This window comes from uncultured Amaricoccus sp., assembly GCF_937891315.1.
Taxonomy (GTDB): Bacteria; Pseudomonadota; Alphaproteobacteria; order Rhodobacterales; family Rhodobacteraceae; genus Amaricoccus.
In genome coordinates, this window is the sequence record NZ_CALAGI010000132.1 from 17,171 (window position 1) to 30,756 (window position 13,586).

At 69.3% G+C, this 13,586-nt stretch carries 17 protein-coding genes; 15 read left to right on the top strand and 2 right to left on the bottom strand.

Annotated elements, in window-relative coordinates:
• The first annotated feature begins 71 nt into the window (after positions 1–71).
• The 6 genes from Q0480_RS12335 to Q0480_RS12360 all read left to right on the top strand — a co-directional run bounded on the left by Q0480_RS12335 (position 72) and on the right by Q0480_RS12360 (position 5,190).
• Positions 72–923 carry a glycine betaine ABC transporter substrate-binding protein gene (locus Q0480_RS12335; RefSeq protein ID WP_299133348.1) on the top strand — a complete coding sequence of 284 codons (852 nt, stop codon included), beginning with the start codon at positions 72–74 and terminating at the stop codon, positions 921–923.
• Positions 924–986: 63 nt separating this feature from the next.
• Complete coding sequence (locus tag Q0480_RS12340; protein ID WP_299133349.1) at positions 987–2,081, top strand: glycine betaine/L-proline ABC transporter ATP-binding protein; 1,095 nt, start codon at positions 987–989, stop codon at positions 2,079–2,081.
• A 10-nt stretch (positions 2,082–2,091) separates the two neighbouring features.
• Positions 2,092–2,937: a proline/glycine betaine ABC transporter permease gene (locus tag Q0480_RS12345; protein ID WP_299133351.1), complete on the top strand. Its 846-nt coding sequence runs from the start codon at positions 2,092–2,094 to the stop codon at positions 2,935–2,937.
• Positions 2,934–3,773: a proline/glycine betaine ABC transporter permease gene (locus Q0480_RS12350; RefSeq protein ID WP_299133353.1), complete on the top strand. Its 840-nt coding sequence runs from the start codon at positions 2,934–2,936 to the stop codon at positions 3,771–3,773. The genes Q0480_RS12345 and Q0480_RS12350 overlap by 4 nt, the downstream gene beginning before the upstream one ends.
• 11 nt (positions 3,774–3,784) lie before the next feature.
• Positions 3,785–4,573 (top strand): pyrroline-5-carboxylate reductase dimerization domain-containing protein, encoded by a 789-nt coding sequence (locus Q0480_RS12355; RefSeq protein ID WP_299133354.1) that lies wholly within the window; start codon positions 3,785–3,787, stop codon positions 4,571–4,573.
• Between the two features lie 17 nt (positions 4,574–4,590).
• Positions 4,591–5,190, top strand: a complete 600-nt coding sequence (locus Q0480_RS12360) for a dimethylsulfonioproprionate lyase family protein (RefSeq protein WP_299133355.1) — start codon at positions 4,591–4,593, stop codon at positions 5,188–5,190.
• A gap of 181 nt (positions 5,191–5,371) precedes the next feature.
• On the opposite strand, the gene Q0480_RS12365 is transcribed toward Q0480_RS12360, so the two are convergent.
• Positions 5,372–5,821 (bottom strand): cupin domain-containing protein, encoded by a 450-nt coding sequence (locus Q0480_RS12365; protein WP_299133356.1) that lies wholly within the window; start codon positions 5,819–5,821, stop codon positions 5,372–5,374.
• Between the two features lie 114 nt (positions 5,822–5,935).
• On the opposite strand from Q0480_RS12365, the gene Q0480_RS12370 reads away from it, so the two are divergent.
• Positions 5,936–6,925: a LysR family transcriptional regulator gene (locus Q0480_RS12370; protein WP_299133358.1), complete on the top strand. Its 990-nt coding sequence runs from the start codon at positions 5,936–5,938 to the stop codon at positions 6,923–6,925.
• A 168-nt stretch (positions 6,926–7,093) separates the two neighbouring features.
• Here the strand turns inward: Q0480_RS12370 and Q0480_RS12375 are convergent, their stop codons facing one another.
• Positions 7,094–8,101: an AraC family transcriptional regulator gene (locus Q0480_RS12375; RefSeq protein WP_299133360.1), complete on the bottom strand. Its 1,008-nt coding sequence runs from the start codon at positions 8,099–8,101 to the stop codon at positions 7,094–7,096.
• A 224-nt stretch (positions 8,102–8,325) separates the two neighbouring features.
• Here Q0480_RS12375 and Q0480_RS12380 point away from each other — a divergent pair, with 224 nt between their 5' ends.
• From Q0480_RS12380 to Q0480_RS12415, 8 genes are all read left to right on the top strand, one after another.
• Positions 8,326–9,510 carry a 3-keto-5-aminohexanoate cleavage protein gene (locus Q0480_RS12380; RefSeq protein WP_299133361.1) on the top strand — a complete coding sequence of 395 codons (1,185 nt, stop codon included), beginning with the start codon at positions 8,326–8,328 and terminating at the stop codon, positions 9,508–9,510.
• Positions 9,511–9,573: 63 nt separating this feature from the next.
• Positions 9,574–9,957 (top strand): VOC family protein, encoded by a 384-nt coding sequence (locus Q0480_RS12385; protein ID WP_299133363.1) that lies wholly within the window; start codon positions 9,574–9,576, stop codon positions 9,955–9,957.
• A gap of 47 nt (positions 9,958–10,004) precedes the next feature.
• Entirely contained in the window at positions 10,005–10,736 is a 732-nt protein-coding gene (locus Q0480_RS12390) for a carboxymuconolactone decarboxylase family protein (protein WP_299133365.1), read from the top strand.
• A gap of 23 nt (positions 10,737–10,759) precedes the next feature.
• A complete protein-coding gene (locus tag Q0480_RS12395) occupies positions 10,760–11,332 on the top strand; it encodes a hypothetical protein (RefSeq protein ID WP_299133367.1) in 573 nt (190 codons plus the stop codon).
• A gap of 14 nt (positions 11,333–11,346) precedes the next feature.
• Positions 11,347–11,853 carry a hypothetical protein gene (locus Q0480_RS12400; RefSeq protein ID WP_299133369.1) on the top strand — a complete coding sequence of 169 codons (507 nt, stop codon included), beginning with the start codon at positions 11,347–11,349 and terminating at the stop codon, positions 11,851–11,853.
• Complete coding sequence (locus Q0480_RS12405) at positions 11,850–12,086, top strand: hypothetical protein (protein ID WP_299133372.1); 237 nt, start codon at positions 11,850–11,852, stop codon at positions 12,084–12,086. The genes Q0480_RS12400 and Q0480_RS12405 overlap by 4 nt, the downstream gene beginning before the upstream one ends.
• A gap of 468 nt (positions 12,087–12,554) precedes the next feature.
• Positions 12,555–12,740 carry a hypothetical protein gene (locus Q0480_RS12410; RefSeq protein WP_299133374.1) on the top strand — a complete coding sequence of 62 codons (186 nt, stop codon included), beginning with the start codon at positions 12,555–12,557 and terminating at the stop codon, positions 12,738–12,740.
• On the top strand, positions 12,737–13,586 hold an 850-nt coding region (locus Q0480_RS12415), incomplete at its 3' end, for an FUSC family protein (RefSeq protein ID WP_299133377.1). The genes Q0480_RS12410 and Q0480_RS12415, both read left to right, overlap by 4 nt.

A 13,586-nucleotide genomic window follows, 5' to 3' on the forward strand; every position in this document is an offset into this window, starting at 1 on the left:
AGGCGAAGGAAGGGTTTGGCCGCTCGGCCAAGCCCCGGGGTGACTGTTTCCAACAGAAAGGGAGCTACCGAATGAAGACTTTTGTGAAGGCGCTTTGCGCCGCTGCCTTCGTGGGCCTGAGCCTGATGCCGGCCCACGCGGACGAGAAGACCATCGAGATGGGCACGATGTCCTGGGAGGATCTGACTCCGATCACCGGGATCACCAAGAAGGTTCTCGAAGACGCCGGGTACACGGTCAATGTGACCGAGTTCTCGGAGTGGGGCATCGCCTATGCCGCGCTCGCCAAAGGCGACATCCAGATCATGGCGTCGCAGACCGACTATGTCGCGCAGGACTACTGGAACAAGAACAAGAGCCGGCTGGAGAAGATCTCGCCGGTGTCCTTTGGTCTGTACCAGGCGATCGCGGTGCCGTCCTACGTCCCGATCGACTCGATCGATCAGCTCAACGACAACGCCGACAAATTCGGAGGCAAGATCATCGGCATCGAGCCCGGCTCAGGCCTGATGCGCGACGCCGACAAGGCCGTCGACGACTACGGCCTGAACCTCGAGCTCGTGGAAGGCTCGACCGCCGGCATGACCGCCGCGCTGAAGTCCGCTGTCGATCGTCAGGAGTGGGTCGCGGTCACGATCTGGGAGCCGTCCTGGATGTTCCAGAAGTTCGAAGTGAAGTTCCTGAAGGATCCGAAGGGCTCCTTCGCGCCTGCGCAGGGCTACTACTGGATCGGCCAGAAGGGCTTCTCCGAGACGAACCCCGAGGCACGCGAACTCATCGCCGGCGTGTTCGTCCCCAAGGAGGACATCACCGCGATGAACGCCGAGGTCAAGGACGGCAAGTCCATGGACGAGGCCATCGCCAACTGGATCGGCGCGCATGGCGATCTGCTGAAGCGCTGGGAGAACATCAAGAGCTACTGAGGCTTCTGGCGCGGGGCGACGATCGCCGTCGGCCCGCCCACTCGACCGGTCCACCTGGAGGAAATGACAATGACTACGACGGTCAATGACGACGACGCCCTCGTGGACTGCCGATCGGTCTGGAAGGTGTTCGGCAAGGCGGCGCCGGCCGCGATGCGCGCCATCGCGGAACGCGGCCTCGGCAAACGCGAAGTGCTGAAGGAGTTCGGCTGCGTCGTCGGTGTCTCCGACGCGACCCTGCAGGTTCGCCGGGGCGAGATCTTCTGCATCATGGGCCTGTCGGGCAGCGGCAAATCGACGCTGATCCGCATGCTGAACCGTCTGATCGATCCGACCGGCGGCCAGGTCTTCGTCAAGGGGAAGGACATCGGAAAGCTCGGCGCCGCCGAGCTTCGCTCGCTTCGCGCGAAGCACATCGCCATGGTCTTTCAGTCCGTCGCGCTGCTTCCGCACCGGACCGTGCTGGAGAACGCCGCCTTCGGCCTCGAGGTGCAGGGAACGTCCAAGGCCGACCGCGACCGGACCGCCGAGGCGGCTCTGGCCAAAGTGGGTCTCGCCGACTGGATCCATCGCTACCCGAGCGAACTCTCGGGTGGGATGCAGCAGCGCGTCGGCCTCGCCCGGGCGCTGACCTCGGACCCCGAGATCATCCTGATGGACGAGCCCTTCTCGGCACTCGACCCGCTGATCCGCCGCCAGCTGCAGGACGAGTTCCGCGAACTCACCAAGTCGCTCGGCAAATCGGCCGTCTTCATCACCCACGACCTCGACGAGGCGATCCGCATCGGCGACCGCATCGCCATCATGAAGGACGGCGTCATCATCCAGGTAGGCACCGCCGAGGAGATCATCCTCGACCCGGCCGACGCCTATGTCGCCGACTTTGTCGCGGGTATCTCGCGGCTGCATCTGATCAAGGCGCATTCGGTCATGGTGCCGGTAGACGCGTGGCAGGCGGAAAAGCCGGGGATCGCCGTCGATACCCTCGACCATACGTCGCCCGAGGCGGACATCGATGCGCTCATCGACCTGACCCTCGCGACGAAAGGCGAAGGGATCGCGGTGCTTGACGCCGGCTCGGTGGTCGGTGTCGTCACGCCGCGGAGCCTGCTCCTCGGCGTCAAGGGGGCGCAGACGGCCGCGCCTGCGCACGGCTGAGGGGAAAGACATGGACACCTCCGATATCGCCGACGCCTTCGACACCGCGGTCGACAACGCCCTCACCTGGGTGAGCGACAATGGCACCTGGCTGTTTGATGGCCTCCGAGCCCTCTTCGAGGGCTTCTACGATGCCGTGCTGTGGCTGCTCACGGTGGCGCCGTGGCCGGCGCTCACGATCCTGCTCGGGATCATCGCCTGGCGCGTTCTTGGCCGCGTGGCTGGCCTTCTGACCGCCTTGGGCCTCGCCATCTGCTGGGCCATGGGGCTTTGGCCGGAGACCATGGATACTTTCGCACTCGTCATCACCGCGACCGCGCTGGCGCTGCTGATCGGCCTGCCGCTTGGCGTGCTCGCGGGCTTCTTCCCGGCGCTCGACCATGCGGTCGAGCCGATCCTCGACCTCATCCAGACGCTGCCGCCCTATATCTATCTCCTGCCGGCGATCGCGCTCCTCGGCTTCGGGCCCGCGACGGCGCTTCTCGCCACGCTGATCGTCGCAATGCCGCCGGCGATCCGACTGACCTCGCTCGGCATCCGGCAAACGCCGATCCAGTTTGTCGAGCTCGGGCAATCGACCGGCATGACGGCCGCGCAGATGTTCTGGAAGATCCGACTGCCCTTCGCCTTGCCGAGCATCATGGCAGGTATCAACCAGAGCCTGATGATGGCCTTCGGCATGGTGGTGATCGCCGGCATTGTCGGCTCCGGCGGGCTCGGCGAGACGATCTACGAAGCGATTCGCAAGCTCGACATCGCCAAGTCGATCGACGCCGCCATCGCCATCGTCGTCCTCACGATGGTGATCGACCGCATCACGCAGAACGCCATCCCGACCGGAAAGGACAAGCCATGACCCTCTCCCCCGGCGCGTGGATCGCACCCGCCGTCGACTGGCTGAACACCAATGCGCACGGCCTCTTCGCGGCGATTGGCATCTTCATCGAGGCCGTTCTCGGCAGCCTCCAGGCGGCACTGCTCTTCCCGCCAGCCTGGGCGTCGATCCTGCTCGTCGCCACCCTCGCATTGGTATTGCTCGGCTGGCGAATGGCGCTCCTCGCCGTCGTGGCGCTCGGCTTCTGCTTTGTCATGGACCTCTGGAAGCAGTCGATGGAGACCGTCGCACTCGTCTCCGTCTCGGTGGCGATCTCCTGCGTGATCGCCGTCCCGCTGGGCATTCTCGCGGCGCGCCGCCCTCGGCTGGAGGCATCGCTGCGACCTGTCCTCGACATCATGCAGACCGTGCCGCCATGGGTCTACCTGATCCCGGCGGTGATGATCTTCAGCCTCGGACGGGTGCCGGCGATTATCGCGACCATCGTCTATGGCATCCCGCCCATGCTGAGACTAACCACGCTGGCCTTCAAGCAGGTGCGCAAGGACCTGATCGAACTCGGCCAGGCGATCGGAGCAGCGCCGCGGGCGATCCTCTTCAAGATCGAGTTGCCGTCCGCGATACCGACGCTCGCCGTGGGGCTCAACCAGTGCATCCTTCTCTCTCTCGCCATGGTCGTCCTTGCCGGGCTGGTCGGCGCCGGCGGCCTTGGTGCCGAGGTCACCCGGGGGCTCACGCGCATGGAGATGGGCCTTGGTCTTCGCGCCGGTCTCGCTATCGTCGCCGTTGCCATCCTGCTTGACAGGCTCTCGCGCGCCGCCCTGCGAAGCAGGCATGTGCGCGCGGTTCGCGGCTGAGGGAGGCGCAAATGAAAACGTTCTTCGGAATTGTCGGCGGCAACGGGTGGATCGGCGGCTCCACCGCCCGCGCGGTGGTGGCGGCCGGTCTGGTCAGTCCGCGCGACCTCACCCTGTCCTGCCGACGCGCCCCGCCCGCCTGGCTGCCCGAGGCCCATTGGACTCACGACAACCAGGAGCTCGCGGGCCGGTCCGACGTGGTGATCCTTTCGGTCCGCCCCCAGGACTGGCCTTCCGTCCGGATCTCCGCGCCGGGAAAGCTCGTGATCTCGTTCATGGCCGGGGTTACGCTCAACGACATCGCCACGCGGCTCGGCACTGAGCGGGTTGTTCGCGCGCTCCCGAACGCCGCGGCCGAGGTGGGACTATCGTACACTCCATGGACGGCCACCGAGCTGGTTTCCGCCGAAGACCGCGAGATCGTGCAGCGGCTCCTCGGCACGTTCGGCAGCGGCGACGAATTGGAGAGCGAGGCGCAGATCGACTATATGACCGGCCTTTCCGGAGCCGGCCCAGCCTACCCGGCGCTACTTGCCGCGGCCCTCATCCGCGACGCGATCGCAAACGGGCTCGCTCCCGAGGTCGCCCGCCGTTCGGTGGTTGCGCTCATGGTCGGCGCCGGTCGGCTTCTCGAAAAGCCCGGCGCGGATCCCCAGGCGACAGTGGCGACCTTCGTCGACTACCGTGGCGTGATCGCGGCCGCCATCGAGACGATGCGCGCCCGCGGCTTCGACACTGCCGTCTCGGCAGGACTGGCCGCGGCGCTCGAGAAGTCGCGCGCCCTGTGCGCGCCGACGTGATCGGAGGGACAGTTCCAATGCCGCGCGACCCCGAACTCCAGGTCTTCGTCGATGCGGCGATCGCCGCCTTTGCCGAGGCCGCACCCTGTCCAGAAGCGCGGGCATCCCTGCGGCGGATAGCGACCGCGCTCGCGAGTTCGGCGCCTCGGCGCGAACGGCCGGGCAGCCAGCTTCCGGTCTGCTCTCATCTCGAGGGCGCCCTCGCGGTCGACCCGGGGCGACCGTCGCTGCGGCGCCTGGTCGCTGCCTTCCGTGCGATAGAGCCTGATCTCGAATGGGTCCGGCGGGCAAGCTACGACGGGACGGCCAGCGCCAACTTCGTCGATGGCCACGCCAACACGATGATCCTCGGGCCGGCCGGGCTGGAAAACCGGACCGACGTTTGGTTCGGAGCTTCGCTTCTTGCGCCCCGCGTGCGCTACACCGACCATTCGCACGCGCCAGAGGAGACCTACCTCGTGCTCTCCCCTGGCGAGTTCCGCCAAGGCGACGGCGATTGGTTCACGCCGGGCGTCGGCGGGTCCTTCTACAATGTCCCCTTCGTCACCCACGCCATGAAATCGGGCGACGCTCCACTCTTCGCCCTCTGGGCGCTCTGGGTCGAGGCAAGTCGCTGAACCCACATTGGAGCCCGCGCCTCATCCGCTGTTCGGTCCGCGCGCCCGGGCGCTGCGTGGTGTCTCAAATGAGGCGCCCGCGCAGATAGTGTGGATAGGCAGGGCTTGATGTGTGCTGTCGGTCATCCAGGCCGATAGCCCGTGCGCGGAGGGCGCCGCGGCGGCTGTCGCGTGAGCGCGATCAGCCGTGCCGCGCCATACCGGGCCCGATGATGCGCGAGTTGTAGCGGGCGGCCGTCGCGCCGACGGCGGCGATATCGCGCGGCAGTTCGAAGCCGCCGGCGGCCATCTCGGCGAAGAAGCCCTCGAAACCACCGGGCGTCAGGACGGTAACGCAAGTGGCGCCCTCCGGTCCGGTGCGAAAGGTGTGGGGTGTGCCACGCGGGACGAAGGCGGTCTCCATCGGGCCGCGGCGAAAACGGACCCCGTCGACATCGAAATCCATCACGCCGGAGAGAACCAGGAAGGTCTCGTCCTCGGCATCGTGCACGTGGGTCGGCGGGCCTTCCAACGGCCCCGCGACGCCATGCACGATCGACATCGCGCCGCCGGTGTCCTCCGGCGAGAGCAGGGTGCGGTAGGTCGTGCCGTTCCAGACGTAGGGGTCCTGGCGGGGAGATTGCGCGTTCATCGGGGGATTTCCTCTCTGCGTTCGCGGTTGTCGCATTGGTGATGTCGCGCCATCGCTATCGCAGGTACCGATCGATCTGTTAAATTGATTGTTTGTATGTAATATATCCACAGCATGAATTTATTGACCTTCGATCTCAACCTGCTGAAGGTGCTCGATGCCTTGCTGCGCGAGCGCTCGACAGTGCGCGCCGGTGAACGGATCGGCCTCTCGCAGCCGGCGGTCTCGGCGGCCCTTGCGCGGTTGCGGGCCGCCTTCGGCGATCCGCTGCTGGTCAGGGACGGGCAGAGCATGCGTCCCACCGAGTTCGCCCTCGAGTTGATGGCGCCGGTCGCGGCGTTGCTCGCGGAAACCGGCCGGCTGTTGGCGCGCCCGGCCTTCGACCCGGCGGTCGCCGCGCGGACGTTCCGCGTCACCGGCGCGGATTTCTTCAGCGAGATGCTGCTGCCCGCGCTGATGGCCGACCTGCAGCGTTCGGCGCCGCGCGTCATGGTGCGCTTCGGCGAGCCGCCCGGGCCCCAATCCTTCGACGAGCTCCATGAGGGACGGGTCGACCTCCTTCTTCTGCCAGAGGCGCCCTTTCCGCGCTGGGTGGACCATCGGCGGGTTCTGCGCGCGGCCTTCGTCCTTGTCGCCCGCCGGGATCATCCGATGCTGGACGCGGCGGGCATAGGCCCGGCGCGGGCGATGCCGATCGAGCTCTACGGCCGGCTGCGCCACGCGGTGTTCAAGGTGATCGATTCCGGGCCCGAGCTCGATGCCGCGGCGCTCTCGGCCGCCGGCATCGACCGTGAGATCGCTCTCTCAGTGACGACGTTCTCGGCCGTCTGGCGCGCGGCCGCCGCGAGCGACCTCGTCGGCATCATACCGCGTCGGATGGCGGCGAAAGTCGCCGGCCCCGCGGGCCTGGTCTTGCATCCGCTGCCGTTCCCGCTGCCGCGCGCCCGCCTGTGCATGGCCTGGCATCGGCGCGACACCGCGGCCGGCGACCATGCCTGGCTGCGCGACAAACTGGCAGAGCATCTGGCGGTGTTCGACGATGGGATCGACCCGCCGCTGTCCAGAAAGCAGGTCCGCCCTTCTCCCGACGAGCCTGGGCAGTGATCAATCATGGGGCGCCACGTGACGGAACTCGGGCTGACCCCCGCGGCGCGCCGCGGGCTTGGCAAGGCGGGATCGCCGCGTCTTTCCGATCGGTCGTTCGCGCCAGGTCTATCCCGCCCGGCATGCTTCGGGTGACGCAAGCGAACGCGCGCCGGCGCCGTTCCGCCGCTATCCCGAACTGCCCCGTCCCGACAGCCGCCAGGCGCGGGGAGATGCGCCGCACAGGCGTCGGAAGGCGTTGGTGAAGGCGCTGGTGTCGGAATAGGCGAGCGCCGCGGCGATCTCGGTGACGCTGAGCCGCGTGCCCACGAGGAGGCGCTGGGCGATATCGACGCGGGTCTGGGCGAGGAGGGCGCGGAAGCTCGTCTCCTCGCGCCGCAGCGCGCGCTCGAGAATGCGCGGGTGCATGACGAGCGCCTCGGCGAGGTCATCGATCCGCACGTCGCCGAAGATGATCCGGGAGCGGAGCAGGCGGACGAGCTGGTCCGAGGTCCGCGGCGTCTCAACCGCCCAGTAGTCGCTGACCCGTTCGGCGAGCGCGGCCCGCAGCGCCGCGTCGGCGCCCTTGACCGGCAGGTCGAGCATGGCGCTCGGAAAGACCAGCGCGGTCTGGCTGGCGTCGAAGGTGACGGGCACGCCGAAGTGGCGGCGGTAGGGCGCGGGATCGGCGGGGGCCCCGCGGGCGAGAAGCACCTGCTCGGGGACCGCGCCGCAGAGTTCGCGCATCAGGTTGAACCCGATGGCGATCGAGCCGTCCTCCATGTGCTCGGCGCCCGGCGCCTGGCGTTCGTAGACTGCGTAGCCGGCCCAGGCGGTTCCGTCGCGCACCATGAGGTAGGGCACGCCGCCGCGGACGTAGCGGTGCTGGTTCTCGACAAGGTCGAGAAGAGCGCGGCCCCAGGTCGGCGCCTGGCGCATCAGCTGGCCGACGACGCCGAGGCTCTCGGTGCCGTTCGCGGCGCCGACGAGCAGGCCGAAGTGGGCGCAGCCGGTTCGCTCGGCGCCGAGCGCCAGCAGCCGGCAGGCGGCGGGAAAGGGAACGCGGGCCTCGCGGTCCGCGAGGTCGGCGAGTGCGACGCCCGCGTCCGCGGCGAGTGCCTCGGGATCGAGGCCGCGCTCGCGCACCAGCGTGGGCACGTCGCTCAGCGCGCCCACGCGTTGCCAGCCGTGCGACATCCTGCCTGCCTCCCCGGTGGGTCGATCACGCCGATTTTCCACTTCGGTCGGAAATTCGCAAGTCGCTCGCGCGGCGCCCGACTACAAAGCTGCCTGATCGGCAAGAAAGATTTCAGGAACCCGAACCAACCAAGCAACCCTCGGCGCCTATTCGGAACAGCCTGGCCGATCCAACAGATCCGCGGGACGCAGGCTTGCGCCCTCGATCCATGAAGGAGGAAGACGTGTACTACACCGACGACTCGATACTTCCGGAGAACATGGCGCCGCTCATCATCACCGCGGCGCCCTACGGTCCGCAATGGTTGCCGGGCGACGCCGACATCCCGCTGACCTGGGACGAGCAGGTGCAGAGGGCAGTCGATTGCTACAACGCCGGCGCCACCATGCTGCACGTCCATGTCCGCGACCCCGCCACCGGGCAGGGGTCGGTCAATTTCGACCAGTACAACTACCTGCTCGACCGGCTTAGGACCGCCGTGCCGAAGATGATCCTGCAGGTCGGCGGGTCAATCTCCTTCGCGCCGCACACGGCCGACGCCAAGGCGAAATGGCTCAACTATGACACCCGGCACATGCTGGCCGAGCTGGACCCCAAGCCGGATTTCGTCACCATCGCCACCGGCACGACGCAATGGGACGTCGTGTCGATGTTCGTGCCCGACGACATCAAGGGCACCCATCTCGACAACAACCCGGAAGTGCAGGCGGCCTGGGCGGGGATGTTCGTGGACGCCGGCCCCGCCTTCTATCTTGAACATCTCAAGCGGCTGGCCGCCAACAGGATTCAGCCCTACTTCGTGCCGGGCCACATCCACCAGATGGAGATCATCGAGCGGCTGATCCGCGCGGGCGTCTACATGGGGCCGCTCAACGTGGCGATCTGCGGCTATGGCGGCGGCACGCTCGGCCGCAACCCCTATGACTGGATGGACTTCCTGCGCCGCGTCCCGCAGGGCGCGGTCACGACCTTCTGGTCGTCGATGCGCGGCCTGATCTCGCTGTCGGCCATGTCGATCGTGCTCGGCCAGCACGTGCGGGTCGGCAACGAGGACAACATCTGGGGGCCCGACAAGAAGCGGCGCACCTCGGTGCAGCAGATCGAGGGCGCGGTGCGGCTCTGCGAGCAGTTCGGCCGCAAGGTGGCCAATGCCGACGAGGCGCGGGAGATCCTCAAGGTCGGCGTCTGGTACGACAGCATCGAGGAGACGCTGCGGAACCTCGGCCTGCCGCCCAACCGCCGCGACGGCGAGAAGGGCTTCATGGTCTGGGAGACCGACGGGCGCAAGCACGTCGCCAAGGCCGCGGGCGACTCGCATCCGATGGCCTACTGCATGGTGCCGCCCGAGGCCGCGCGACTCGCGATGGAAGCCGCCAAGGCGGCGAAGGAAACGCTCGGGACGTCCTGACCGCGCAACGCCGGGGCGGCGCGCCGCGCGCCGCCCGCCTCACGGGGAAGGGAGACTTGCCGGATGACGGCTCTCAGTCACTTCGAAATCTTCGGCGACGAGCCGGAGAAGCTCGCCGAGCTCTACGCCGCGCTCTTCGGCTGGCGCATCGAGCAGGCGCCCGGCGTCGACTACTGGCGCATCCGGAACGGCGACGGCGCGGCGCAGTCGATCGGCGGCCTCGCACGCCGGCCGTCGTTCGAGTTGCGGGGCTGGCTCGCCTATTTCCAGGTTCCATCGGTGACGGACGCGATCGCCACCGTCGAACGGCACGGCGGCCGCGTGCTGAAGGAGCGCACCGCCGTGCCGCGCACCGCCTGGTACGCGGTCATCGCCGACCCCGCCGACAACGCCTTCGCCGTCTGGGAGCCCGACCCGCTCGCCTTCCCGCCGCCCGAGCCGGACTGAACCCAAGCCGGTCCCGACCGAAACGACCGCCACCGATGGAGCACGTCATGCCGCACCGGGACCCCGATCCCCTCGGCCCCTGGGACGCCGCCGCCCTCTCCCTGCTGGAGGGCTGGGACCCCGCATGGGCCAGCGCCTGCCGCGAGATGAGCGCGAACCCGTGGACGGGCGGGGTGCTGCCACCGCGGCTGGTCGAGCTCGTCTCGGTCGCGCTCAGCGTCGCCTGCACCCGCCTCGACCGGACCGCCACCCGCCGCCACGTCCGCGCGGCGCTCGACGCCGGCGCGACGCGGGACGAGATCCTCACGATCGTGAAGATGGCGACGGTGATGGCGATCCACTCGTGCAGCCTCGGTGCGCCGATCCTCATCGAGGAGGCCGCCGCCGCCGGGGCGTCGTCGCCCGCGCGGCCCGACGCGCCGACCCCGGCCTGCGACCGGATGAAGGCCATGGGCCAGTGGAACACCGCCTGGGATCCGTTCTTCGCGCTCGATCCCGAATGGACCGACCAGTTCATGGCAGCCGGCGCCGGCATCTACGGCGGCGGGGTCTTCTCGCCGAAGGAGACCGAGCTTCTCAGCATCGCCTTCGACGCCTCCTTCACCCACATGTACGCGCCGGGCACCCGGCGCCACATCCGCGGCGCGCTGGCCGCCGGCGCCAGCCTCGCCGAGGTGATGGAGGTGCTGAAGCTCTGCGTCGCCCAGGGCGTCGCCGCCAGCAACCTCGGCGTTCCGATCCTCGCCGAGGAGCTGCGGCGCCGCGAGGCGGCGCGCTGAAACCGCGGGAAGGAGAGGCGCCGATGGGCGATCCGGTCACGCAGGCGGGTGCGCCGGCCCTTACCCTGCGCCAGCGCGCGGTGGCGGCGTTCCGGCGCTTCCTCGTGCTCTTCCTCTATCTCTGGGCGCTCTTCGCCCTGTTCGTGCTCAACGAAGAGGCGCTCGCGCGGTCGCAGGGCAGCCCGGTCGTGCTTCAGGGCTTCGCGCTCCTCAACGCCCTCGTGCTCGCGAAGGTCATGCTGGTCGCCGAGCATTTCGACTTCTCGCGCGGCCTGCGGCGCCGGCCCCGCGTCTACGCGGTCCTGTTCGACGCGGCGCTCTGCACGGCGCTGTTCATGGTCTTTCACATCGCCGAGCGGGTCGTGGCCGGCAAGCTCCGCGGCGAGAGCCTTTCCGCCAGCATGCCCTCCTTCGGCGGCGGCGGGCTCGCCGGCGTCCTCATCGTCTCGGCGATCGCCTTCGTGTCGCTGCTGCCCTTCTTCACCTTCAAGCACGTCTCGCGCGCCGTCGGACCGGACCGGATGAAGGCGATCCTCCTCGCGCCCCCCGACACCTCCGCCGGCGACGAGCGGCCCTCGCCGTCGCACGCGCTTTGACTGGGAATAGTCCGATGAAACACACCAGGCATGTCCCCGCCGCCGGCTATGCCGACGGGGCCGCTCTCGACCGGATCACCTATCTGGAAGCCAAGCTGATCCTCAAGTCCGAGCCCTTCACCTCGGTCCGGAGCTTCCGCGACTTCGGCCGCGTGGTGAAGAAGACCGCCCGCGCCAGCGGCGTCGGCTTCACCGAGGACGACGCCGCAGGCCAGCGGCCGCGGATCCGCGAGATCGTCTTCCTCGACACCCCGGACTTCGCGCTCTACCGCAACGCCTTCATCCTGCGCCGCCGCGTCTCCTACGAGGACGGCTTCCCGGTCGGCGACCCGGAGATCGTCTGCAAGTTCCGCCACCCGGTCGAGGAGACGGCGGCGGCCGTCGACATGCGCCCCTTCGTCGCCGGCAAGTACCGGATCAAGTTCAAGGCCGAGGTCCTGCCGCTGAAGGATCGCGTCGGCGGCTATCGCCTGCTCTATTCGCACAACTGCCAGTTCGGCCTCAGCCCGGTCATGTCATGACGCCGATGCTCGCGGCGATCATGGAGCGGCTCGGCGGCGAGAACGGCATGAGCGGTCCCGACTTCGCCGAGCAGTTCCGCCAGTCGCTTCCGCTCGGGAGCTTTCAGGAGGTGCGCGACATCGCCAATCTGGTCCACTTCCTCGCCTCGGACGACGCCCGCTTCATCACGGCGCTTCATCGCGGGCCAGTCGATCGCCGTCGACAGCGGCTTCGTGCTCGCCAACTGACCTGACGCCGCCGCGGCTCTCCGACCCCGGATCGTTCCCGAGCCGCGCGCCAGGGGTGGCGGCGGGGCGGATCGTGCCGGGCGCGACCCGGTATCGTTGCATTGCATGATCGCCACCGTTGCAGATGCGATGAGTCGCCGCCAAACTCGCGCGGCCGACCCGGAGCATCCATGCCTTCGACCTCGACAGCTTCCTGCCCTACCGGCTCAGCGTGGCGTCGGCCCGCGTCGGCCGGCGATTCGCCCGCCGCTACCGGGCAGCATCCGGGATCTCGATCGCCGGGTGGCGCCTGCTCGCGCATCTTTCGCAGGCCGGCGCCGCCAGCGTCCACGACATTCACCCGCGGGCCGACAAGCCCAGGGTCAGCCGCGCCGCCGTCCGGCTGGACGCGGCGGGGCTGGTCCGGAAGCCCGGCCACTCCGACAACCGCCGCTTCGTCGCCCTTTCCCTCACCGGCGAAGGCCCAGGCGCCGATGGCGCGGCTCGGCGCCCTCGCCGCCGACTTCCAAGCCGAGCTCCTCGCCGGACTCGGCCGCTCCGCCACCGCCCTTGACGCCGGCCTCGGCCGGCTCATCGCCCCTGCGGGCGACGCGATACCGGAGACGATGATGACGATCCCCTGTGACCACCGCCGGCGCCCCGGCGCCGTCCGCCCGTGATCGCCGTCGACCGCGACCGCCTCGCCTACGGGCTGCGCACCGCGGCGGGCGCGGCGCTGGCGCTGGCCATCGCCTGGGCCGGCGGGCTCGAACATCCGCAATGGGCCGGGATGACGGTCTGGGCGGCGTCGCAGCCGGTGCGCGCGCACCTCATCGAGAAGAGCCTGTTCCGCGGCCTCGGGACCATCGCCGGCGCTACCTTCGGCGTGCTCCTGACCGCGCTGGCGGCGCGGGTCGGCAGCCCGGCGGTGCTGGTCGTCGGCGTGGCGCTGTGGCTCGGGGCCTGCGCCGCGGCAGGCAACCTGCTGCGCGGCTTCGCCGCCTATGGCGCCATGCTGGCCGGCTTTTCGGCGGTGATGGTGGCGCTCCTCGACGGCGGCCACCCCGAGAGCGTGCTGGCGCTCGGCCTCGACCGGACGGCGACGGTGCTGATCGGGGTCGGCGTCGCGCTCGTCGTCGGGCTGCTCCTCTCGCCGCGGCGGGCCGAGGACGACGTGCCCCGCGACCTGCGCCTCGCCGGGGCGGCGCTGCTCGAGGCCATCGCCGCGCAGCTGCGCCACCCGGCGCCGGCGGACCGGCAAGCGCTGCACCGGCAGCTCTCGGAACTCGCCCGCCTCGACGACGCGATCGACGCCGAGGGCTCGGGCTCGCTCGCCGCCCGCCGCGAGGCTGCGAACCGCCGGAGGGCGCTGATGGCTCTGACCGGCGCGGTCGCCTGGCGCGACGCCGCCCCGGCCACGGCCGACCCGGGCCTCGCCGACGGGGTCGCGGCGGCCGCGGCGGATTTCGCCGCCCATGTCGCCGCCCCCGAACGGCGGGTGACGCTGGCGCGGCTGGCCCGGGCGG